Annotated in this window: 18 protein-coding genes; 11 read left to right on the top strand and 7 right to left on the bottom strand. The window is 48.7% G+C overall.

Going from position 1 to position 21,437, the window contains the following annotated elements; translation table 11 throughout:
• Positions 1-21 precede the first annotated feature (21 nt).
• The 4 genes from cooS (at position 22) to DESLBE_RS10785 (ending at position 5,438) form a co-directional block, all read left to right on the top strand.
• The gene (cooS, locus tag DESLBE_RS10805; protein WP_144676740.1) at positions 22-1,935 is read left to right on the top strand and encodes an anaerobic carbon-monoxide dehydrogenase catalytic subunit; all 1,914 of its coding nucleotides are present in this window, start codon (positions 22-24) and stop codon (positions 1,933-1,935) included.
• A 177-nt stretch (positions 1,936-2,112) separates the two neighbouring features.
• Entirely contained in the window at positions 2,113-2,832 is a 720-nt protein-coding gene (locus DESLBE_RS10800) for a Crp/Fnr family transcriptional regulator (protein ID WP_018213880.1), read from the top strand.
• 227 nt (positions 2,833-3,059) lie between these two features.
• On the top strand, positions 3,060-3,758 hold the full coding sequence (gene ric / locus DESLBE_RS10795; protein ID WP_144676738.1) for an iron-sulfur cluster repair di-iron protein: 699 nt from the start codon (positions 3,060-3,062) through the stop codon (positions 3,756-3,758).
• 444 nt (positions 3,759-4,202) lie between these two features.
• Positions 4,203-5,438 carry an MFS transporter gene (locus DESLBE_RS10785; RefSeq protein ID WP_018213877.1) on the top strand — a complete coding sequence of 412 codons (1,236 nt, stop codon included), beginning with the start codon at positions 4,203-4,205 and terminating at the stop codon, positions 5,436-5,438.
• 137 nt (positions 5,439-5,575) lie between these two features.
• Here DESLBE_RS10785 and DESLBE_RS10780 read toward each other — a convergent pair whose 3' ends face one another.
• On the bottom strand, positions 5,576-5,866 hold the full coding sequence (locus DESLBE_RS10780; RefSeq protein WP_243131288.1) for an Rpn family recombination-promoting nuclease/putative transposase: 291 nt from the start codon (positions 5,864-5,866) through the stop codon (positions 5,576-5,578).
• 92 nt (positions 5,867-5,958) lie between these two features.
• Here DESLBE_RS10780 and DESLBE_RS27010 point away from each other — a divergent pair, with 92 nt between their 5' ends.
• On the top strand, positions 5,959-6,099 hold the full coding sequence (locus DESLBE_RS27010) for a hypothetical protein (RefSeq protein ID WP_243131287.1): 141 nt from the start codon (positions 5,959-5,961) through the stop codon (positions 6,097-6,099).
• Positions 6,100-6,834: 735 nt separating this feature from the next.
• Here DESLBE_RS27010 and garR read toward each other — a convergent pair.
• The 6 genes from garR to allB (DESLBE_RS10740) all read right to left on the bottom strand — a co-directional run bounded on the left by garR (position 6,835) and on the right by allB (DESLBE_RS10740) (position 15,445).
• The gene (gene garR / locus DESLBE_RS10770; RefSeq protein WP_243131392.1) at positions 6,835-7,797 is read right to left on the bottom strand and encodes a 2-hydroxy-3-oxopropionate reductase; all 963 of its coding nucleotides are present in this window, start codon (positions 7,795-7,797) and stop codon (positions 6,835-6,837) included.
• Positions 7,798-8,134: 337 nt separating this feature from the next.
• Positions 8,135-8,923: a hydroxypyruvate isomerase gene (gene hyi / locus DESLBE_RS10760; RefSeq protein WP_144676731.1), complete on the bottom strand. Its 789-nt coding sequence runs from the start codon at positions 8,921-8,923 to the stop codon at positions 8,135-8,137.
• 30 nt (positions 8,924-8,953) lie between these two features.
• Positions 8,954-10,729, bottom strand: a complete 1,776-nt coding sequence (locus DESLBE_RS10755; protein ID WP_005813765.1) for a thiamine pyrophosphate-binding protein — start codon at positions 10,727-10,729, stop codon at positions 8,954-8,956.
• Between the two features lie 524 nt (positions 10,730-11,253).
• On the bottom strand, positions 11,254-12,648 hold the full coding sequence (locus tag DESLBE_RS10750) for an NCS1 family transporter (protein ID WP_144676729.1): 1,395 nt from the start codon (positions 12,646-12,648) through the stop codon (positions 11,254-11,256).
• Positions 12,649-12,697: 49 nt separating this feature from the next.
• On the bottom strand, positions 12,698-14,047 hold the full coding sequence (gene allB, locus DESLBE_RS10745; protein WP_144676727.1) for an allantoinase AllB: 1,350 nt from the start codon (positions 14,045-14,047) through the stop codon (positions 12,698-12,700).
• 39 nt (positions 14,048-14,086) lie between these two features.
• Positions 14,087-15,445, bottom strand: a complete 1,359-nt coding sequence (allB, locus tag DESLBE_RS10740) for an allantoinase AllB (protein WP_144676725.1) — start codon at positions 15,443-15,445, stop codon at positions 14,087-14,089.
• Between the two features lie 463 nt (positions 15,446-15,908).
• Between allB (DESLBE_RS10740) and DESLBE_RS10735 the strand changes: the two genes are divergently transcribed.
• The 6 genes from DESLBE_RS10735 (at position 15,909) to DESLBE_RS10710 (ending at position 21,366) form a co-directional block, all read left to right on the top strand.
• A complete protein-coding gene (locus DESLBE_RS10735; protein WP_144676723.1) occupies positions 15,909-17,138 on the top strand; it encodes a Zn-dependent hydrolase in 1,230 nt (409 codons plus the stop codon).
• Positions 17,139-17,158: 20 nt separating this feature from the next.
• Complete coding sequence (locus DESLBE_RS10730; RefSeq protein ID WP_144676721.1) at positions 17,159-17,620, top strand: RidA family protein; 462 nt, start codon at positions 17,159-17,161, stop codon at positions 17,618-17,620.
• A 274-nt stretch (positions 17,621-17,894) separates the two neighbouring features.
• Positions 17,895-18,656 carry a (S)-ureidoglycine aminohydrolase gene (allE, locus tag DESLBE_RS10725; protein ID WP_144676719.1) on the top strand — a complete coding sequence of 254 codons (762 nt, stop codon included), beginning with the start codon at positions 17,895-17,897 and terminating at the stop codon, positions 18,654-18,656.
• 57 nt (positions 18,657-18,713) lie between these two features.
• Entirely contained in the window at positions 18,714-20,381 is a 1,668-nt protein-coding gene (locus DESLBE_RS10720) for a PucR family transcriptional regulator (protein WP_144676717.1), read from the top strand.
• 125 nt (positions 20,382-20,506) lie between these two features.
• Positions 20,507-21,034: a nitroreductase family protein gene (locus DESLBE_RS10715; protein ID WP_144676715.1), complete on the top strand. Its 528-nt coding sequence runs from the start codon at positions 20,507-20,509 to the stop codon at positions 21,032-21,034.
• Positions 21,035-21,039: 5 nt separating this feature from the next.
• On the top strand, positions 21,040-21,366 hold the full coding sequence (locus tag DESLBE_RS10710; RefSeq protein WP_011461632.1) for a YnfA family protein: 327 nt from the start codon (positions 21,040-21,042) through the stop codon (positions 21,364-21,366).
• Positions 21,367-21,437: the final 71 nt, after the last annotated feature.

Genomic DNA, 21,437 nt, shown 5'->3' with positions numbered 1-21,437 from the left:
CATCGATAAGGAGTGAAATTAATGAGTGAAACGGTTCTGGAGAAGACCGAAGGCCGGGTGAGTTATCACGATTCTGTGGAGGAGATGCTGGTCAGAATACGTGAAGACGGGATGTCCAACGTCTTTGACCGCTATCAGGCCCAGGAAAAAATCCGCTGTAAATTTTGCCTGCAGGGTTTAACTTGCCAGCAATGTTCCCAAGGTCCTTGCCGAATCAATGAAAAAGGGGAACAAGATCGGGGCGTTTGCGGCATTGGCCCTGATGCTATGGCCATGCGCAAGCTGCTCCTGCAGAACATCATGGGAGCAGGTACATACAGCCACCATGCTTATGAAGCTTTTCGCACTCTGAAAGCTACCGGAGAGGGAAAAACCCCCTTTAAGATCAAGGAGCCGGAGAAACTCCAATGGATGTGTGAAAAACTGGGGATTGACACTCATCAGGATATGAATAAGATGGCCATTCAATTAGCCGATCTATTGGAGCATCAACAGCAGATCGGAGTAGAAGAGAAGAACCTGATGGTGGAAGTCTTTGCACCGAAGAAGCGGAAGCAGGTTTGGCGGGATTTAAATATTTACCCCGCCGGAACCGTTCATGAAGAGCAAAACTGTGTGGCCAGCTGTCTCACCAATGTGGACGGCAACTATGCCTCCCTTGCTCTGAAGGCTCTGCGCTTGGGTCTGGCGACGATTTACAACTCCCAAATCGGGCTGGAGATGGTCCAGGATATCCTTTTTGGCACCCCTCAGCCCCATGAAGTGGATGTAGACTTAGGGATCATGTGCCCGGAACATGTCAACATCGTCTTTAATGGACACCAACCCTGGATTGGGGCGGCCATGATTGAAAGAGCCCGCTCCTCGGATGTGCAGGAAAAGGCCAGGGCAGCGGGCGCCAAAGGCCTGCGTGTGGTGGGCTCCATTGAGACCGGACAAGAGCTCCTGCAGCGCTTCGAGATGGATGATGTGTTTGTAGGTTTGATGGGCAACTGGCTGGCCATCGAGCCTCTGCTGGCTACTGGGACAGTGGATGTCCTGGCTATGGAAGAAAACTGCTCCCCTCCGGCCATCGATATGTATGCAGAGAAATACCAGGCTACCCTGGTCTCCATCAGCACCATCATCGATATTCCCGGCTTGCAGCATAAATTTCCTTATGATCCTTCGGAAACGGATAAAATCGTGGAGGCTTTGATCGATTTAGCTATCGATAATTTCAAGAAAAGAAAAGGCAAAGTCACTCCTAAGGTTCCTCAGTATAAGGCGAAAGCCATTGCCGGTTTCTCTACGGAAGCTGTCCTGGGCGCCTTGGGGAATAAGCTGGACCCTCTGGTAGAAGTGATCGCTGCCGGCAAGATCAAAGGAGTGGTGGCTCTGGCCAACTGTTCCACCTTAAGGAATGGTCCTCAGGATTGGAATACGGTCAACCTGACGAAGCAGCTGATCAAGAAGGATATTCTGGTCGTGGCCGGCGGGTGCGGGAATCATGCCCTGGAAGTAGCCGGGCTTTGCAATTTGGATGCCATTAAGGAAGCCGGTTCCGGACTGCAGGAGATTTGCTCTGCTTTAAAAATTCCTCCGGTACTGAGCTTCGGCACCTGTACCGATACGGGACGAATCAGCATGCTGGTGACCGCTCTGGCGGATCATCTGGATGTGGATATCCCCCAGCTCCCCATCGCTGTCACAGCTCCGGAATGGATGGAGCAAAAAGCGACTATCGACGGTGTCTTTGCCGTGGCTTATGGAGCCTATACTCATCTCTCCCCCACCCCCTTTATCACGGGTGCTCCCCAGCTTGTTAAGCTTCTGACCGAGGATGTGGAAGGACTGACCGGCGGCAAAGTGGCGGTAGGGGATGATCCTGTGGAAGTAGCTAATGCTATCGAGGCCCATATCGTGGCGAAACGAAAAGGGCTGGGTTTGCATTAAGAAGAGTTCAGAGACGCCGGCCAATAGGCCGGCGCTTCTTTTGGGCATGGAAATCAGCAAGGGAAGGTTCCAATGTTTGAGCGGCAGTAAAGGAGAATCACATAACGTTCTCGAATAATTAAAACATACTGAGGAATTATAGCATTGAATCCAAATATGGAATTAAGGAGCATATCCATGAAATCTTGTCCTGCCTGCCATAGCTGTGGATGCCATTCCGAAGGGCAATTCTGCGCCGCTAAGGCTCCGATATTTGCCATGCTTGCTGATGAACAGCTGGCGGTGATCAGCGGCTTGATCACAAGGCGACGTTATAAAAAGGGCCAGGTCCTTTTCTTCGAAGGGGATGTGTCAGATAAGTTCTACATCATCAATCACGGAAAAATCAAGACCTTTAAACATACCAGAGAGGGTAAGGAACAAATCCTCTATATTCTTAGTGAAGGGGACTTTATCGGTGATCTGAGCCTTCTCAAGAAGAGCGCCTTTCCGTATAATGCCGAAGCCTTGGAGGATGTCGGTGTCTGCACGCTGTCCAAAGATGATCTGGATAGGATCTTAAAAGAAAATCCGGAGATTTGTTTAAAAATCCTGGAGAGTGTCCATGATCGGCTTGTCAACCTTGAGAACTTGGTTCAGACCTTGAGCACCAAGGATGTGGAGGCCAGAATCGCCGGCTTGTTATTCAATTTTTCGAAGAATTTTGGGGAACATAAGGACGGCAAAGTCATGCTCAATATAGCTTTGACCCGGGAGGAGATGGCCAATTTTATCGGAGTGACCCGGGAGACCATGAGCCGTAAGCTATCCGGGATGCAGGATGAAGGAATCCTGGAACTGGTCGGCAATAAACGCATTATCATCAACCGTCTCCAAGATTTAGAAGCAATGATGTAATAATGATTTAATATAGAGGGTAATATAGGGGACAAAAAATTTTCAAGCAGTGCTGTGATTCCAAGGGGAAGGGCGGCGCTTTTTTGTTGTTTTTTTACTTTTGATTTGAATCAAGATTGGATTTGACTGCAATCACAGCGTCGAAAACTCTGGCAAGGTATGATATGAACATAAGATAAGTCAATTGATTCAGAGGGCTGAGAGAAGAGATGAAGGAGGAGTTTACCATGACGCAATTCAATGCTGGTCAAAAAATTGGCGATATTGTCACCAGGTTTCCCAAGGCGGCAGATATCTTTAAGGAATATCGTATTGACTTCTGCTGCGGAGGAGAGCGGATTCTCAGGGAGGTTCTGCAGAGGGAAGGTCATAATGAAACAGAGATTTTAGGGCGAATTAATGACCTCTATGCAGAGCTCAAAAACATGAGGGACACGGAACAGGATTGGAGTCAAGAAGAGTCCGGTCCCTTAAGTGACTACGTAGTTAACACCCATCATGCCTATCTTAATGCAGAGCTTCCCAGAATAAGTGAATTGATCACCATGATTTTAAGGGTTCATGGGGAGAGCCATCCGGAACTTAAAGGGGTGCATCGTTTGTTTCATCATTTAAAGCTGGAGCTGGAACAGCACCTTATTAAAGAAGAAGCAATCGAGTTCCCCTTGATGAAGGAGCAGGAGACAAAACCTTCGGCAAATATTCAAAAAGAAATCCGCCGTATCATCCAGGAACTCAAGGCGGAGCATGATGGGGCTGGAGACATTCTCAAAGAGTTAAGAACGATTACCAATGATTTTGCGGTGCCGGCGGATGCCTGCAATTCCTACAGAATCACCTATCAAAAGTTGGCGGAGTTGGAAAGCGATATTTTCCAGCATGTTCATCTCGAAAATAATATTCTGTTTCCCAGATATCTAGGTTAATCTTACGAGCAAAATGCTTCCTTAAAGGGTAAAGCGATGAAAACTGCACCCCGGAGGAAGCATTTTGCTTATAAAATTGTTGACAGAGGATTCGGCAAATTGTATACTGGATACAGTTTTCGATGCATGGAAAACTTTATTATTGGCGAGGTCAGAAAGGAGGCCGTGATTATGACTATGTTGCTCATCCAAGCTGATGTTTATGGTGTAAATCCTGTAACTTCATCCGCGGCCTGGGATTATCCTATTTGACCATTGCTTCTTACAAATAAGGGAAATGGACTATAGGGTCACGGGCTATTATGTCCGTGACTTTGCTTTTTTGTTTTATTAATGTATTTAATTAATGTAATTCAGCAAGCCACGGTATCCTCGAGCAGGAGGAGTCCGTGGCTTTATTTATTTGACGGAAGAGAGAGAACGAAGATGTCAGTATTACGAACGATGCTTAATCCTTACCGAGGTATGCCCAAAGAAATCTATGTCATTTTTATTGCCCGGATTATCAATGCTATCGGGGCTTTTGTAGCCCCCCTCATGACCATCATTATGACGCAAAGCATCGGCTTAGCTGAGGGAAAGGCGGGGTTTTATCTCAGTCTCTCCGGGGGAATCAGCCTTATGGCCGCTCTTTGCGGAGGAAAGCTTGTGGATCGCTTTGGAAGAAAAAGAGTTATTCTCCTATTTTCAGGTTCAGCTGTGTTGGTCTTTTTTCGGATCGGGTTTATGGAGCCTTCTTTGACGATGATTCATCTGATCATCTTGGCAGGTGCCTTAAATTCGACCACAAAACCTGCTTACGATTCATTGATTGCCGACCTGACGACTCCGGCCAATCGGAGCGGAGCTTATGCCTTGTCTTATATGGGCTGGAACATTGGCTTCGCCATTGGACCTGTTTTGGGGGGATTTCTTTATCGGCACCATCTGCCCTGGGTCTTTATAGGGGAAGGTCTGGCGATTTTTATGTCTCTGGTCCTGATCGCCGCCTTTATTAAGGAGACCTTGGAGAAGGCCCATGAAGAGATTCAGGATGAAGAACGCTATCTGGAGCGCAGGGTGGAAGGCTCCATCTTTAAGGTGATTAGGCTGCGGCCTTTGCTCATTTGCTTTGCCCTGATCGTATTTGGTTATAATTTCACCTATTCCCAATGGTCTTTTATGCTGCCCATGCAGGTCATGAAGAATTATCCAGTCATAGGATCCCAATATTTTGGATTTTTGGCGGCCTTTAATGGTCTGATCGTGATCATCTTTACCCCGATTATCACTCGATTGGCCGGGCATCTGCCCTACCTTCGCCGGGGGGTCATGGGCGGAATTCTTTATGCTGTGGGCTTTGGCATGATTGGGGTGCTGAACTCTCTGGAATGGTTATTCCTGTGGGCGTTTATCTTTACTCTTGGCGAGATCATGATGGCTATTACGGTAGTTCCTTTTACTGTGGATAATACTCCGGCCTCCCACAGAGGGAGGATGATTTCGACCATGGCCATTATTGAGGATTCAGGGTATACCTTAGGCCCTCTGGGAATGGGAATCGCCTTGAGCTATATCAGTATGGAAACAGGATGGCTGGCCTTGGGCGCTTCGACTCTGATCTTCACCCTATTGATGAAAGGATTGGAACACCGGGAAAAAAACATAGCCGGGAAGACAGCGAAGGTTATGGCCAAGTAGAAAGCGCTGACGCACTGAACAAGGAATAGGGGTTCACAGATCAAAAATTCGGCCGTTTTGGATTGACTCATCTAGCTGAGTCGATCTCAAAACGGCCGAATTTTCATTTAGTCCAAGCTTGAGAGAGAAAAAGTAAATTAGTGCAACTTACGGATTTCTTCTTCGGTTAGACCTGTAGCTTTAACAATATCAGATAAAGGCAGTTTCATTTCTAATAATTTCAATGCTATTTCATGGTTTGCCTGGGCCTTACCCTCCGCGATACCTTTAGCGATACCTTCAGCTACGCCTTCTTCCTTAGCTCCCTCAATGGCGGAGACATGATCCAGCAAGGCCTTCTCACGCATTTCATACAGATAGCGTTCTTTGTCTTGTTTTAAAAAGATTTCTTCAGCAGTTAGTGCTTTGCGAATAGCTGGTTCACTCATGGCGATCTCCTCCATTTCTTGTGGATTGGTAATAGTATACCAGATATTCTCAAAAAAGCTAGATTAGGCCCCAGGGGAGGGATGCCGAGGGGATGCCAAACCGCCTTGGGGCGCTGGCCGCTATAGAGTTTTGGCAAGAAAATGATGAAGCACTGATACGTTTTCTTGAATTTGTTCATGGCTTAAATGGCCATATCCAACAAGAAGTTTATCTGTATGGCTATCTTTTATAGAGCAGTAACGCATTACAGGAGATATCCTTATGCCTGCATTTCTGCATTCATGCATAAACGTATCTTCAAACTTCCTCCCCGGAAACTGGAGTGCTGCATGAAGGCCGGAGGCATCTCCCCAGGGTTGTACAGAACTGCCAAATACAGCCGCAATGGAACTTAACAGCACGTTTCTTTTTTTACCGTATATTCGCCTGGTATTGAAGCGGAGTACATCGAAAAAAACCTTAGAAAGCTGGAAAAAGCCATTAGGGATATTGCGCCCTCTTCTAAAACAGAGTTGTTGCAGGTTTTTGATAAAATTCGCGATAACGAAATTTAAACCCACATAGGCCGGCGCTTTTTTTCAAAATATAGTCAGGGTTAATGGAACACTTTGCCATGGAATTCATATAGTGTATTAAGGATGTTCTGAATTTGACCATTAGGAAAAACATAGCGCAAAAGCAGCAAAGAAAGGGTCAAAGAGAGATAGAGTGTATAAAATAGGGCGAAAAATCCAGAATCTGAGACGTTTCAGATTTTGAAGAAAGTGAAAAGGCCCAAGGAGCAAGAGCACTATAAAAATGGGGTAAACATTCTAAAATCATCAACGTTGAAGATTTTGGAGAAAAGGGAAAAGAGGTGTCGCCGGCTATGGACAAAGCCGTTGGCGACACCCCTGAGTAAGGATAGTATAGGCGGATTCAGTATAGCGATACTTATACTTATACTTATGCTTACGCTATGAGTGGGTTAGTCCGCTTTTTTTACTTCAATACCGGCAAGTTTTTCATAATACTGAACTAAGGCGCTATGATCCTGGTGATCCAGATCATAGCTTTTTAAAGTCTGCATCATTTCCATGACGGTTGCCGTTATGGGCAGAGGAGAGCCGATATCATGGCCGGTCTCCAGGACATTGTTAAGGTCTTTGATATGAAGATTGATGCGGAACCCTGGATCAAAGCGGCGCTCAAGCATCATCGGCCCTTTGGCATCCAGTACGGTGCTGCCTGCTAATCCGCCCCGAATAGCTTTGTAAACCGTTTCCGGATTGGCTCCGGCTTTGGTGGCCAGGGTCAAAGCCTCAGATACTGCAGCAATATTCACGGCCACGATGATCTGATTGGCCAGCTTCGTGACATTGCCGGCACCGACATCACCGCAAAGGACTGCTGAAGAGCCCATGGCTTTTAATACAGGCAGGAATTCCTCAAAGTCTTCAGACTTTCCGCCGGCCATAATGGAAAGAGTACCGTCGATGGCTTTGGGCTCACCACCGCTTACCGGTGCATCCATAAAGCGGACGTTCTTTTCAGCAAGCTTTTGTGCCACTTCCTGGCTGGCCCCGGGAGCAATGGAACTCATATCGATGACCATAGCGCCTGGCTGCGCTCCTTCCAGGACTCCGTCAGGTCCCAGGATGACTTCCTTCACTTGGGGCGAGTTGGGCAGCATGGTAATGATCAATGGGCAGCGCTCAGCCACATCTTTAGGAGATGCTCCCGCCTCGGCACCGGCTTGAACGCATTCCTGGACAGCTTTTTGGCTGCGATTATAAACCACCACTTCATGACCTGCCTTGAGCAGGTTCAAGCTCATGGGTTTTCCCATAATACCGAGTCCGATGAATCCAATTTTCATGTGAATACCTCCTGTGTAAAAGTTATTGGAAGAACGAAAGGTTTGCTCGGGTCGCCGACCATGCCGCCTCAAGCGGCGTCGGTAAAGACGGAAAAAGTGGCTCAGGTCAGGCAACTTGCCCCATGCTTCTCACAAAGTCCTGCTCACTCAGACCCGAAAAGCAGCCCAAGGATTTTGATTTACAGTAGGGAAGCGAATTTAAGCGAGCGGAAACAAAACTTCGCGAAAAGCCTGCAGCGGAGAAAGGTTGGAAACAGGACGTTTCCAACCCGCCATTGAGCAGGAGCGATTTGGCGGGGCACCTTTCGGAGCGGAGGGCTTGAGCGTTAGTTTTGTCCGCGCAGCTTATGGAGCGACCGCTGTAAGCAAAATCCTGGAGATCCTGCCCAGAGACCTTGCTTGCAGGCCCCTATTCAAATGCCTTAATCCACTCCAACGAAGCCACTGTATCCGGCTGAGGAACATATTCCATAGAGACGGCATAGGAATAGCCGACTTCCGCCAAGGTCTTAAAGAAAGCGTGGTAATCGATCTCCCCCGTACCCGGCTGATGACGTCCGGGGTTATCGGCTACTTGAATATGAGCGATATGGGGCAGCTTTTCCCGCAGGATCTGTAAGAGATCTTCCCCTTCCCGGGCGGCATGATAGACATCATACTGGAGGAAAACATTCTCGCTGCCCACTTCGGTGATGACCTTCAGGACATCTTCCGTGGTATTGAGGTAAAATCCCGGAGCGTCAAAGCGATTCAGGGGCTCGAGAAGCAGCTTGACACCGACTTGCTGCAGCTGCTCAGCGGCATAGCGGATATTGGCGATCAGAGTAGCCCGCTGTTCCGCCGGGGATTGATCCTCACGGACTTTCCCCACCAGGCAATTGATTTGTTTGACATGAAGAGCTTGAGCCAGGGCGACAGCTTTCTCTACTCCCGCTTTAAACTCCTCTTGACGGCTGGGATCAAGGGCGATACCCCGCTCACCGGCTCCCCAGTCTCCGGCAGGGAGGTTAAAGAGAACCATCTCTAATTGGTGGGCCGCCAATTCCTGTTTGAGCTGGGCAAGGTCCAAATCGTAAGGGAACATAAACTCCACCCGTTTAAGTCCGGCCGCTTTGACCGCCTGGAAGCGCTCCATCATCGGCAGGTCATTAAAGAGAAAGGATAAGTTGGCAACAAGTTGGTCTTTTTTTACATGCATGTAGAATTCCTCCCAACATATTCATCGTCTTCATTCAAGTTCCAAGACACCGGTGAGTGTTCCGTCAAGGGAAACGGAACATTGGGCCAGAGGATCCACGAGAACCTCAATCAAGTAAGGGCGGTTTTGGCTGAAAGCACGCGCCAGAGCTCCCTGAATTTGATCCGGTCCGTCGACTAATTCCGCTTCTACTCCCATTCCCCGTGCTGTGGCCACAAAGTCCAAGCCGCGGGAATGACCTTGCACATGGTTTTCATACTCAAGATCGGTGGAAATACAGCGCTGCTCAAAGAGCAGATTTTGCTGCTGACGGATCAGTCCGAATAAGGAGTTGTTGAGGACCACCACCACCACGGGAATATTGTGTTTGGCGGCCGTAGCCAGTTCCTGCAAAGACATGCCAAGACTGGCATCCCCTAGAAGATTAACCACTTGCCGGTCAGGATATGCAAGCTTGGCTCCCAGTGCAGCTCCCAATCCCCATCCCATGGTTCCCGCCCGGCCGGTAATCAGGAAGGAGCGGGGAACATAGGCTTCAAAAAGCTGGGTAGCCCAGATCTGGCTGATGCCGCAATCCAAGGTGAGAATTCCATCCCGGGCCATGGCCTCCCGTACCTCAGCAATGGCTTGCTGGGGCTTGAGGGGAAGGGTGTCGAACTTCGTGCGGCGGGCCAAGCGGATGCGCTCCTCTTGTAAGTCGAGAATTCGTTGCCGGGCCTGAGGGGTAGGAATGAAACCCTTATCCCGCAGAAAGGCGAGGAAGTGTTCCAGGAAGTCCCTTATATCCGCTGCTACGGCAAGTTCGGTAGAGATATGGCGGGAAAGCTCTCTATTATCCAGATTCACATGGACGACTTTTCGTCCCGACTGGAACCGTTGGCTGTCTCCTGTCCCCCGGCCATCGAAGCGGCCTCCCAAATTGATAATAAGGTCGGACTCCAGGATGGTTTTGTTGCCCAGGGGAGTTTGACACATAGTGCCCACCAACCCTCCATAGAGGGGATGATCATTAGGAAAGGCATCCTTACCCATTAAGGAGGATACTACGGGAATCTGGAGAAGCTCGGCTGTTTCCCGCAGCAGTTCCGCTGCGTTGCCCTGAACAATGCCGCCGCCCGCCAGCAGGGTAGGAGTTTTGGCTTCATAGAGCATGGACAATATTGTATTCAATGTATCTCGGGCAATCTCCTGCCTGGGGGGCTGGGGTGGGCTAAAATCGAATTCACTCCAATCCACTTCCACAAGGCCCTTTTGGACATCCAAAGGGAGATCCAGCAAGATGGGGCCTTTTTTTCCTGTGGTGGCCAACTCCCATCCTTCCTTGAGAATCCGGGGAAGGTCCGCCGCTTTCTCCACCAGGTAAGCGGCCTTGGTCACTGGGCGGGCCATTTCAACCATAGGGGCCTCCTGGAAAGAATCTTTGCCGATCAGGGAAGTGGGGACCTGGCCGGTCAGGGCCAGCAGAGGGACGGAATCGCTGTAAGCACTGTATAAACCTGTTAAAAAGTTAGTGGCGCCCGGTCCGGAGGTGGCGGCGCACACGCCTACCTTTCCTGTGGCCCGTGAATAGCCATCAGCCATAAAGATGGCTGCCTGTTCATGGCGGACATTATAGGATTCCATATTGAGTTCACGAACGGCATCGTAGAAAGGCAGAATAGCCGCACCAGGAATGCCATAGATTTGGGAAACCCCCTTCTTCGCTAAGAAAGCAGCCAGGAATTGGGCTCCAGTCATTCTTACCCGACCGGCCGCCAAAGATTCAGTCAAGCGGGTGTCATTTGTCTCGTTTCCCCATAAGGCCATAAATACTCCTCCTTGTTTTGTATTGTAAAACGTCGTTTCACAAAATGGATATTGAAAACGCGGTTTGGGTAACCGCCTGGCAGTAAGAAGTTAGTGCGAGTTGTTTCGTAATATAAAACTCGGTTTCATTATTTGATACTATTATGCTTTATATCCTCTGCCCAGTCTATAACTTTCCTTTCAATAGTCGAAATAAAGGGGTCACTGGTAGAACTTAAAACCTCAACAGTTTTGGCCAACTGTACTACTACAGAGCGATAAGCAGTGCCAAGAAGGCTTGGCTGGTGCCAGATCGACACGATTAGCCCACTTGTTGTCTTGGGCGAAAGCGGTCGCCTGGCTGCCTTATGTTGGCTGCTTTACGTTGGTTGGCCTGATGTTTTGAGGGGATATAAGGCAACATAATTTTCATTCAGCAATGATGCCGTAATGGGGCATCAGAGTCCGACAGTGTAAAAAAAACTGCTTCCGGCCATGGTGCCGGAAGCAGTTTTCAATAAATTCAAGTTAAGAAGCCGACTGGATTATTTATTTTCAAAAATAGTGCCTTCCTTGAACTTGGAGCCTTTAAACGCGTATTTGGTGAGAAGGTAGTAGGATAGACCGCCGACGACGAGACCGATGATCCAAGCCAGGTCGACCAGGGTAAAGGCTGCTGCGGCACCGATGAGCATGGCTGTGATGGCCGCCGGATTATAGCCTGCGAAAGGACCGTCCGCCCTGTAAAGGTCTACTACATTCACTTTTTGTTTTCTTAGAATATAGTATTCAACTAAAATGATGGCGACGATGGGCCCCAAGAAAGCGGAGTAGATAAGAATGAACGTGGCCAGACCTGCGGAAGAAGAGTCTTGGACCAGTACCCAAGGGAAGGAGCAAAGGCCAAGGAGACCAGTGATGACAACGGCCGGCTTGTATTTGATTTTCGTGAGCAATTGAATGACATAGGTTGGGGCAATAATATTGGCCACCATGTTGACCGCAATGGCGCCCATGACGATAAAGGCGGAGACGAAGACGGTGACAAAGTCATTGTTGAAAACAATAGCCAAGGCCTTAACAGGGTTGGAGTTGCCGGTAGCGGAAGCAAGCATGGCACCAATGACGATGACTGCACCATAGGCAATGACGATGGGAGAGAAGTAGAAGAGGCCGCGTTTTACATCGCCATACCCTGGCTTGAGCTCACGGGAGTAATCGGCCGCGCTGAGGAAGATGGCGGCGTAGTTACCCATTAAGACCATAATGAAAGCCCAGAATTCAAGGCCCCAAGTGCCTTTAGTATAGACCCATTTTTGAGCGATCACATCACTGTAATTGGTGAGCAGAAGAACGAATACATAGACAAAGGCGACCATGAGGACGACTGAGATCAGAGTTTCTACCCATTTGATAGCATGGAAGCCATACATGGAAAGGACAATCTGCACCAGCTGCAGGACGACAAAGCAAATAGCAATGTTGTCAAAGGCCCCGCCGGTAAAGACTTTAAGAATTTCATTCAGAGCAGTACCACCGACCCAGCTTTGGAATCCGTACCAGACGATGGCTGGGATACCGCGCAAGAGAGAGGAGATAACGGAACCTTTCTCACCGAAGGACATGCGCAGCTGCATAACATAAGGAATACCGGTCCGATAGCCCAGCCTGTCGTTCAAAGTAAAAACAAGGGAAATGATGCCGATGGCTATGATGGCTGCGGCAAAGGTTTGGAAGATGTTTAAGGTAGCCACTCCGGCAATAATCATGCTGCCGCCGAGGGTCATATTACCCAGGTTGACCCCATCGCCGATCCACATAAACATGTAGGGGATGGGTCCCATGGTGCGGTCTTTGGCTTTTTTAGGATAAAGGGTTTCTTCTACACCGGGAGCGTGTTCAATATGCACATCGGCATGATTGTCAGTGTTTAAGGACATCGCCTTCACTTCCTTCTTTTGGTTTTGCCTTTACAGGTTCAGGCTTTGATTATTGATGGGGCTTTAAATGTTTACCGATGGGTTGGGAAACAATTTTTCCGTCCTTATAGATCGTGGTTCCTCTGAGAATGGTTTGGCTGACAGAGCCGCGGAAACGGTCTCCCACATAAGGGCTCACCTTATGTTTGTAGAAGAGATCTTCTGCCTGCAGGGTAAATTCATGATTCAGATCGACCAAGGCAAAATCAGCATCATAGCCCAGGGCGATTTGACCTTTGTCCTTGATCTTGAAGATTTCGTTGACATGCTGGGCAGTTAACTGAGCGATCTTAACCAAGGGGAATTTCCGGTCATGGTAAGCATGGGTGAGCAAGCCTTGCAAGGTGGTCTGGCAAGCGGAGATGCCGCCCCAGACACGCATGAATTCACCGTTTTTCAGCTTGGGATCACAGGGGGAGTGGTCGGAAGAAACGAAGGCGATGTTGTCATTAAAGAGCCGGCCCCACATTTTAATTTGGTTTTCACCGTCGCGGATGGGAGGGGAGCATTTGGCTACGGTGCCCAGGCGTTCCACATCATCGCCGGTGAGATAGAGATAATGACCGATGGTTTCACAGTAGACATCCACACCTCTTGCTCTGGCTTGGGCTACAAGCTCCACGGCTTTGGCAGTGCTGATATGGGCGATAATCAATTTGCATCCGGTTTCCTCAGCGAAGGTAATCATCCGGGAAACGTTTTCGATTTCCGTAATGGGGGGGCGGGCGGCGAAATAATCCCGTACGCCGGTACGATTGTTGGCTAAGGATAATTCGGTAAGTTCCTTGGTGATCTCAGCGTTTTCACAGTGAACCATAAGGGGCAGGCCCAGTTTGGCTAATTTCTCCATACCGACTAAAGCCGTATAATCATCCATTCTGGGAAACTCATCGATACCGCTGTGGCAGGCGAAAGCCTTAAAGCCAATGACTCCGCACTCGGCCAGTTCATCCAATTTATCTAAATTGGCAGAGGTCAACCCTCCCCAGAAACCGTAATCGACCAAGGAATCTTTCTGGGCTACGGCTAGTTTGTTGTTAAAGTTCACGGCGTCCAGAGTGCAGGGACTGCAGTTGAGGGGCATATCAAAGTAGGCAACTCCGCCGCCGGCCGCTAAAGCGCTGGACCCTGTGGTAATGGTCTCCCACTCTGTTCTGCCGGGATCATTAAAGTGGACATGGCCATCGGTGATACCGGGGAAAATATGCTTTCCGGCGGCATCGATGATTTCCTTGGCATCTCCGGGGATTTCTTCAGCTATGAGCACAATTTTACCATCACTGACGGCAATGTCTGCTTTTCTGACACCATCCGGACAAACCACGTTTCCGTTGCGCAGGATTAGATCATAATGACTCATGGTTGAACCTCCTTTTTATTCTTTTTAATCATTGTGCCCTTACTTGATTTTTCTTACGTATTGGCCATGGCCTTTTTGTCCGACTAATTGTCCGTCCTGGGCGACGACTTCGCCGCGGACGAGAGTGCAGACAGGGAGTCCCTTGCCCTTTAAGCCCACAAAGGCTGATATGGGATTGACATAGTACAGGGATTCGGGTGTGATCTCCCATTCTTTTTCCGGGTCCAGGATCACGAGATCGGCGTCAAAGCCTACTTGGATGGCACCTTTTTTGCCGAAGATGCCGAAAGCTTTGGCCGGGCCTTCGCTTAAAGAGCGGGCCAGCAGGGTAGGGCAATAGCCTCTCTTAACGACCCCTTCGCTGAAGACCACCTGCATAACGTTCTGGATGCCGCTGATTCCGCCCCAGGCTCCGAAGACCCCGTGCTTTTCTTCACTTTTCTCACTAAGCTCACAGGGAGAGTGGTCGGAAGCAATGGCCGAGAGGGTTCCGTTATTGACGTATTCCCACATCCCTTCCACGGCTGCGGCATCACGTAGAGGAGGAGCACATTTGAAAAGACTGCCGTTTTTGACGACATCCTGATCCGTAAAGGTGAGGTAATGGCCGCAGGTCTCAGCGGTGACATCCACACCCTCGTTTTGGGCCTGGCGGATGATTTCCGCCACACGGGGATGACTGACGTGACAGATATGCACCTTAGCTCCCACTTCTTTGGCTAAATCGATAATATTTTGGGTGGCGATCAGTTCGGCAATCACGGGACGGGAGTCCAGGAAATCCTGCCAATCGTTGGTGTCTTTGCGTTTGGCTCTTGCTTCTTCCCATTTGATCAGGGAATAATCTTCGCAGTGGAAGCCTGCCCGGCCGTCGAACTCTTTGCAAATTTCCATGGCCTCTTTGGCCTGGCCGATGGTGAGGGATACATAATCCGGGGAGACAGGCCCGATGAAGGATTTAAAGGCGACGCAGCCTTTGTCGTCCAATTCTTTGAGCTGATTAAGGTTATAATCGACTAAACCGCCCCAGAAACAAAAATCTACATAGGCATTGGGAGAAACGACTTCCAGCTTTTTATCGAGAATTTGGCCATCGGTCATGGCCGGTTCGTTTTGCAATGGCATGTCGATGATGGTGGTAAATCCTCCGACTCCTGCAGCTGCTGTACCGTGAGCGTAATCTTCTCTCCAGAGATAACCAGGATCGTTTAAATGCGCATGAGTATCGATGGCTCCCGGAAAAACATAATTGCCTTTGGCATCGATGACTTTTTCGGCTTGAATCTCTGTTCCAGCCTCGATGATTGCGGCGATTTTGCCATTATTGATCCCTAAGCTGGCTTCAATAATTTTGTCCGCAGTCACAACCTTACCGTTTTTAATGACGAGATTAAACACGTTCATGCCCCCTAACTGTAATCTTAACGATGTGCAAGGTACCATAGGGTTTGTTTAATTGGCCAATTTACATTAAGAATATACTGAATATTTTCATTTGGCTTTATCATTTCGAGACAATCTAGTGAGCCAGTGTTTATCCAATCAGACTAAAACAAGGAGCTTTGGGCCTCGGAAGGCCGTAATTTCCGGCACTTGAGGGTTATAAGCGAGCTTTCTTCAGCAAATTTCAGCGGATTGGGCTAAGAAGATGATGTTTTAAGCCGGGTTTTCCCTATCCGGGTGCAATAAGGCTTCAGGAAGTGTCCGCCTTGAATTGGCCAAGGGTGAACAGTAAAAGGATAGAAATACCGCAAGATAATTATCCAAAGTTGCCAAAGACAATAAGTGCAAATTAATAAAAAATAGGGATAAGAATATTAAGATAATTCAATGTTTATCAGCAGTATGAAGAGGTGGCATTATGATTAATAGTGAACGGGTTGATCGGCGCTTACGGGAGTTGGGGAAAATAGGCTATAGAGAATCAGGCGGAGTGACACGGCATGCATTTACTCCTGAAGATCGGGCTGCTAAAGATCTAGTCATATCCTATATGCGGGAAGCCGGATTGATCGTCAGGGAAGATGCGGTGGGAAATCTGATTGGCCGTCGGGAAGGACGGAATCCCAAGGCACCGGTGGTGCTCACAGGTTCTCATATTGATACGGTCTGTGATGGCGGAATCTATGATGGCGGACTTGGCATCATCGGAGCCATCGAAGTGCTGCAGTCTTTTAATGAGCAGGGAATCAGCACTGAACACCCCATTGAAGTTTACGCTTTCAATGATGAAGAGGGCTCCCGGTTTAGTTTTAGTATGTTCGGAAGCCGCGGCGTGATTGGTGACCTTACCGAAAAAGATTTAGAGATCAAAGACAGAAACGGCATTACTGTGGATGAAGCTATGCGCAATCAGGGCTATGATCCCAGTAGAATCAAAGACGCCGTTCGCTCTCCGGAAGAACTTAAGGCTTTTATCGAGCTCCATATTGAGCAGGGCAAGGTCCTGGAATGCAATAATCTTTCCGTAGGGATCGTGACAGGAATTGTCAACGAGCTATGGATGAAACTTATTGTTAAAGGAGAGGCAGGGCATGCCGGCGCCACTCCCATGAATCTCCGCCAGGATGCTTTAGTGGCGGCGGCGGAAATGATTCAAGTCATCGAGGGGGAAGCGAAAAAGACAGGAAGCACGGTAGCAACGGTTGGCCGGCTCAATGTTTTTCCAGGAGGAATTAATATTATTCCTGGCCGTGTGGAATTTACTCTGGACCTGCGGGATACCTCCCAGGAGGTCAGCGATCAAGTGGAGGCGGCCATATTCAAGGACCTGGCCAGGATCTGCCAGGAAAGAGGAGTTCAGTTGGAGACCGAACTTCTGCAACGGATTCCGCCGGCTCCTTGTTCCAAGGAATTCCAAATCGCGGCCAAAGAAGCGTGTGAAAAAATCGGCTTGCAGTATTTCTGTCTTCCCAGCGGTGCGGGCCACGATGCTATGCAAATGGTGAATATCTGCCCTATCGGTATGATTTTCATTCGTTCCAAGGATGGGATCAGTCATAATCCTGCCGAGTGGAGCAGCAGCGAAGACTGTGCCGATGGTGTTAATGTGCTGTATCATGTGCTGCTGGATACGGCGGTACAGGTATAAGTTGAAGGAGTGGAGGCTTCATGCTGGAGATTGAAGAGACTTTGCTGCTAAGGTATGGCTTGGAATTGCCCGCTCCTTCGGAACCGGATGGGTATTATGCACGAGTCGTTCCCACGGGAAATTTGCTTTATGTCTGCGGTCATACCCCGAAACGCCAAGGGGAGTATGTGTTCCTGGGCAAAGTCGGCGAGGATTTTTCCGTTGAGCAGGGGCAGGAAGCAGCCAGAATTGCCATGACCAATTGTCTGGCAGCCTTGAAGGAGCATCTGGGGGACTTGAGCTTGATTAAGCAATTTGTTCAGGTCATCGGTTATGTGCGCAGTGCGGAACATTTTACCCAGCAGCCTTTAGTGATGAATGGGGCGTCTGAACTTCTGCTCACCTGTTTTGGGGAGAGAGGACGACACACCCGCATGGCTTTGGGCACCAACCAACTCCCCGGTGGAGCCGCAGTGGAAATTATGTGCGTGGTTGAAGTATAGGGATTAGGAAAAGATAAGATAGGGCAGAGCGTGAGGCAGTCCGGGAAGGGAGCGTCTCACGCTCCCTTCTTCTTTTATCACTTTTGGATAAATAAAGATCGGGAATTAAGGGGATTTTCTCATCTTTTTTAGGAAATAAGGGCAAGATAACTGGACTATAAAGTGTGCGTTTTTGTCATCTTAGGATAAAGGGGAACTTGACTTTATGGCGAACATTAAGAATATAATCTCAATTGGCAAAGTTTTTATGCTAAAATAGAAGGGAGAAGTTAAAATGGGTTATCCTAATGATCTGTTATCCACACGAGCTGTAGTCCAGCATGGAAGATATGCCTTGATTCCTCCTGAGGGACGGGTGAAAAATGTTCTTCCTAATCTTGAGCAATGTCATGTCAGTATTATTGCCTCCCCCCATTATGGCCCCCAGTTCGCCATGTATACTGTGGAGGTGCTGCCTGGCGGCGGCACCGTGATGCCCTTTCAGGAAGAGGGAATCGAGACCTTTGTCTACTGCCTGAGCGGCCAGGGCAAGGTCTTGGTGGAAGGGCAGGAGTACAGCATCGATGAAAGCGGTTATGTTTTCGCTCCCGCTTCCCTGGGAGTGGAACTTCGCAATGCCGGGGATGCATCCTGGAAGCTGCTTCTTTATAAACAGCGTTACCGCCCTGTGGAGGGACATGCGGCGCGGATTGTGGTGGGCCGTCTCAATGATATGCCCTATGCGTCCTATGACAGCATGGAGAATGTGCGGATTAAGGATTTGCTGCCTACGGATTTGGGTTTTGATGTCAACTTCCATGTCCTAAGCTTTTTGCCGGGAGGATGTCATCCTTTTATTGAGACCCATGTTCAGGAGCATGGACTTTATCTGTTGGAAGGTGAAGGGGTCTATCTCATTGATGAACGGTGGATTCCGGTGAAGAAGGAAGACTTCATTTGGTTTGGCCCCTATGTTCCCCAAGCATGCTATGGGGTGGGACGCACTCCCTTTACCTATATTTACACTAAGGATTGCAATCGGGATATTAAGCTTTAAGCGGGAAGCTGCTCAGAGCATCTGCCCGGAAATAATACGGTGCAAGAGGTGGTAACATTGGAGATTACAGTCAAAGATCTGCTGAAGGTGGGACCTCTGAAGACCTCTCAAGTGGTTGCAGGTTATCAGAAGCTTGATAATATAGTCAAAGGTGTTACCATCATCGAAGCGCCGGATATTGTCAACTGGTTATCGGGAGGGGAGCTTCTGCTCACCAGCTTATACTCAGGTCCGGGTGAAGGGATGGACTATCGGGAATTTATTCATAAAATGGCCACTAAAGAGGTCTCAGCCCTGGCTATCAAAGTACGGCGGTTTGTCAACGATATTCCGCCTGAAATTATTGAGGCGGCCAATGAGTATGGGCTGCCCGTGATTGAAGTGGATGGCAGTGTCCGTTTTGTGGATATTATGTATCCGGTGATGGAGCAGCTCTTTAACTCCCAGGTAGTGAAGCTCAAGTATTATAAAGATGTTCAGGAGCGGTTTACAACCTTAGCTTTGCAATGTGAGGGCTTAGCGGTCATCTGCCAAACCCTGGAAGAGCTGGTCGGCAATCCGGTGGTGGTCTATGATAAGAATTTTAAATGCCTGCAGAGCACCAATCCTCAAATAGAACGGTTTGAGGAACCTGAGGAATTCGCCTTAAGGGAGAACCTGAACGACAAATTTTCCTATTACCGGCAATCCGTATGCTACCCTGATCTTGAAGGGCGCTGTATTCCCCAGGTCGTCGTTCCTATTCAGGCTTTCAATCAGCTCAAGGGATATTTAACCATAGTGGAGCTGAATAAGCCTATTGTAGAGATGGATTTTATTAGTATTGAACAGGCCGCTACGGTGACCACCTTGGATATGGTGAAGCGTTTTGCGGTTAAAGAAGTGGAGTATAAATTCAAGAATGATCTGATTGAGCATATCCTTTCCGGGGAATTGAGCTCAACCAATGCCCAGGAGCGCATTAATCTCATGGAGTGGGATCTCAATCGTCCCTACTATGTGATTCTTTTTGATTTAAAGAATCTTGACGCTTATCATGTGGAGCATCGCACCCAGCAAAAAATGGCTTTGCAAAGCATTAAATCGGAAATAACCTCAACCATTTCGGGAGTCATAAAAACCCGCACCCGGGACTTCATTATCGGCAATAAAGTGGATATTATTGTGCTGCTTTGGCCGGTTGCCGCTAATCCTCAGGAGAATTCTCTGGAGAAAATCAAAAAGATTGCCAAGCAGGCCCAGGAGCAGGTCAAGAAGCGGATGAAGAAGCTGATCGTGGAAGTGGGAATCGGCGATTTAGCTCACGGCGCGGAGGAAATACCCCGCAGTTATAAAGAAGCCTTGGATGCTTTGAGCTATGGCGGCATGATCAACAAGGAGAGCTCCATTGTGGCTTTTTCGGAGTTAGGGGTGTTCCGTATTCTCTGTAAATTTGCCGAGCGGAACTCCCTGGAAGAATTCATTCCTAAGGCTCTGCTGAAGATTCTCAGATATGATAAGGACAATGAAGCTGAGCTCCTGAAAACGCTGGAAGTATTTCTGGAATGCAACGGAAATGCCAGCAGGGCTGCCAAAGAACTGTTTATCCACTATAAAACCATCCTCTATCGCTTGGAGAGGATCAAGGAAGTGGGCCAATTGGATTTGGAAGACAGTAAAAATCGCCTTGAGCTGGAGATGGGCTTGAAGATGCTGCATCTTATGGATGCCTCCAATCTGGGCTAGGTATAAGCATTCTGAGAATTTTAGTAAGCCTAGGCTAATTGTGCTATAATAAAGCTACAGGTGGAGTAATCTCCACCTGTAATACTATGCACTAGGCAAGCAAAAGCAAGAGAGGAATGATCACTATGGATATGAAAGAGCTTTTACAAAAGCGCCGGAGCATTCGCAAGTACGCGGATACCCCCATTGAGAAGGAAAAAGTGGAGCAATTGATTCGCGCTGCTTTGCTCTCCCCGACCTCGCGCAATACCAGAGCTTGGGAATTTATCCTGGTGGAGGATCAGGAAGTCCTGGCCAAGCTTTCCCTGGCTAAAGTCGGAGCCCAGCCGCTCAAGGGTGCTGCACTGGGGATTGTCGTCTGCGCGGACCCTCAAAAAAGCGATGTGTGGGTTGAGGATACGTCCATCGCCACCATCATTCTCCAGCTGCAGGCTCAGGATTTGGGGTTGGGCTCCTGCTGGGTTCAGATTAGGGAACGGAATTATCAGGACGGCACTCCGGCCGGCGCGTATGTGAAAAAGCTTTTGGACATTCCTGACCATCTTCAAGTGGAATCTATTGTAGCTTTAGGCTATCCTGCAGAAACACGGCAAGGGCCTTCAGAGGATGAGCTCCTAAAGGAAAAAATCCACTGGCATACTTATAAGGGTTAATGCCTATGGTTCAGGCAGCGATTTTATTTATTCTGGCCGGGTTAGCTGAGATTGGCGGCGGTTATCTGGTCTGGCTTTGGCTGAGAGAAGCAAGGCCCTATTGGTACGGCGTGATTGGAGCCATTATTTTGGTATTCTACGGAATTATCCCCACCCTGCAGAAATTCCCCAGCTTTGGCAGGGTTTATGCCGCCTATGGAGGGGTTTTCATCATCCTTGCCGTCTTATGGGGATGGGGTGTGGACAAGAAGATGCCGGATACATACGATTGGATCGGGGCCGCGATTTGCCTGGTGGGAGTGACGGTGATGCTGTGGGCCCCCCGCCAGTAGCTTCAGACAACCGGCAGAGCATAATTTCAAAGCCATAGTTGATACTATGCTGATTTCAGATATCGAAAAGG

Origin of the sequence: Desulfitobacterium sp. LBE (genome assembly GCF_007830365.1) — a bacterium.
Lineage (GTDB): Bacteria > Bacillota > Desulfitobacteriia > Desulfitobacteriales > Desulfitobacteriaceae > Desulfitobacterium > Desulfitobacterium hafniense.
Note: the sequence above shows the minus strand (reverse complement) of the source record. Positions and strands in the feature narration are given on the sequence as shown.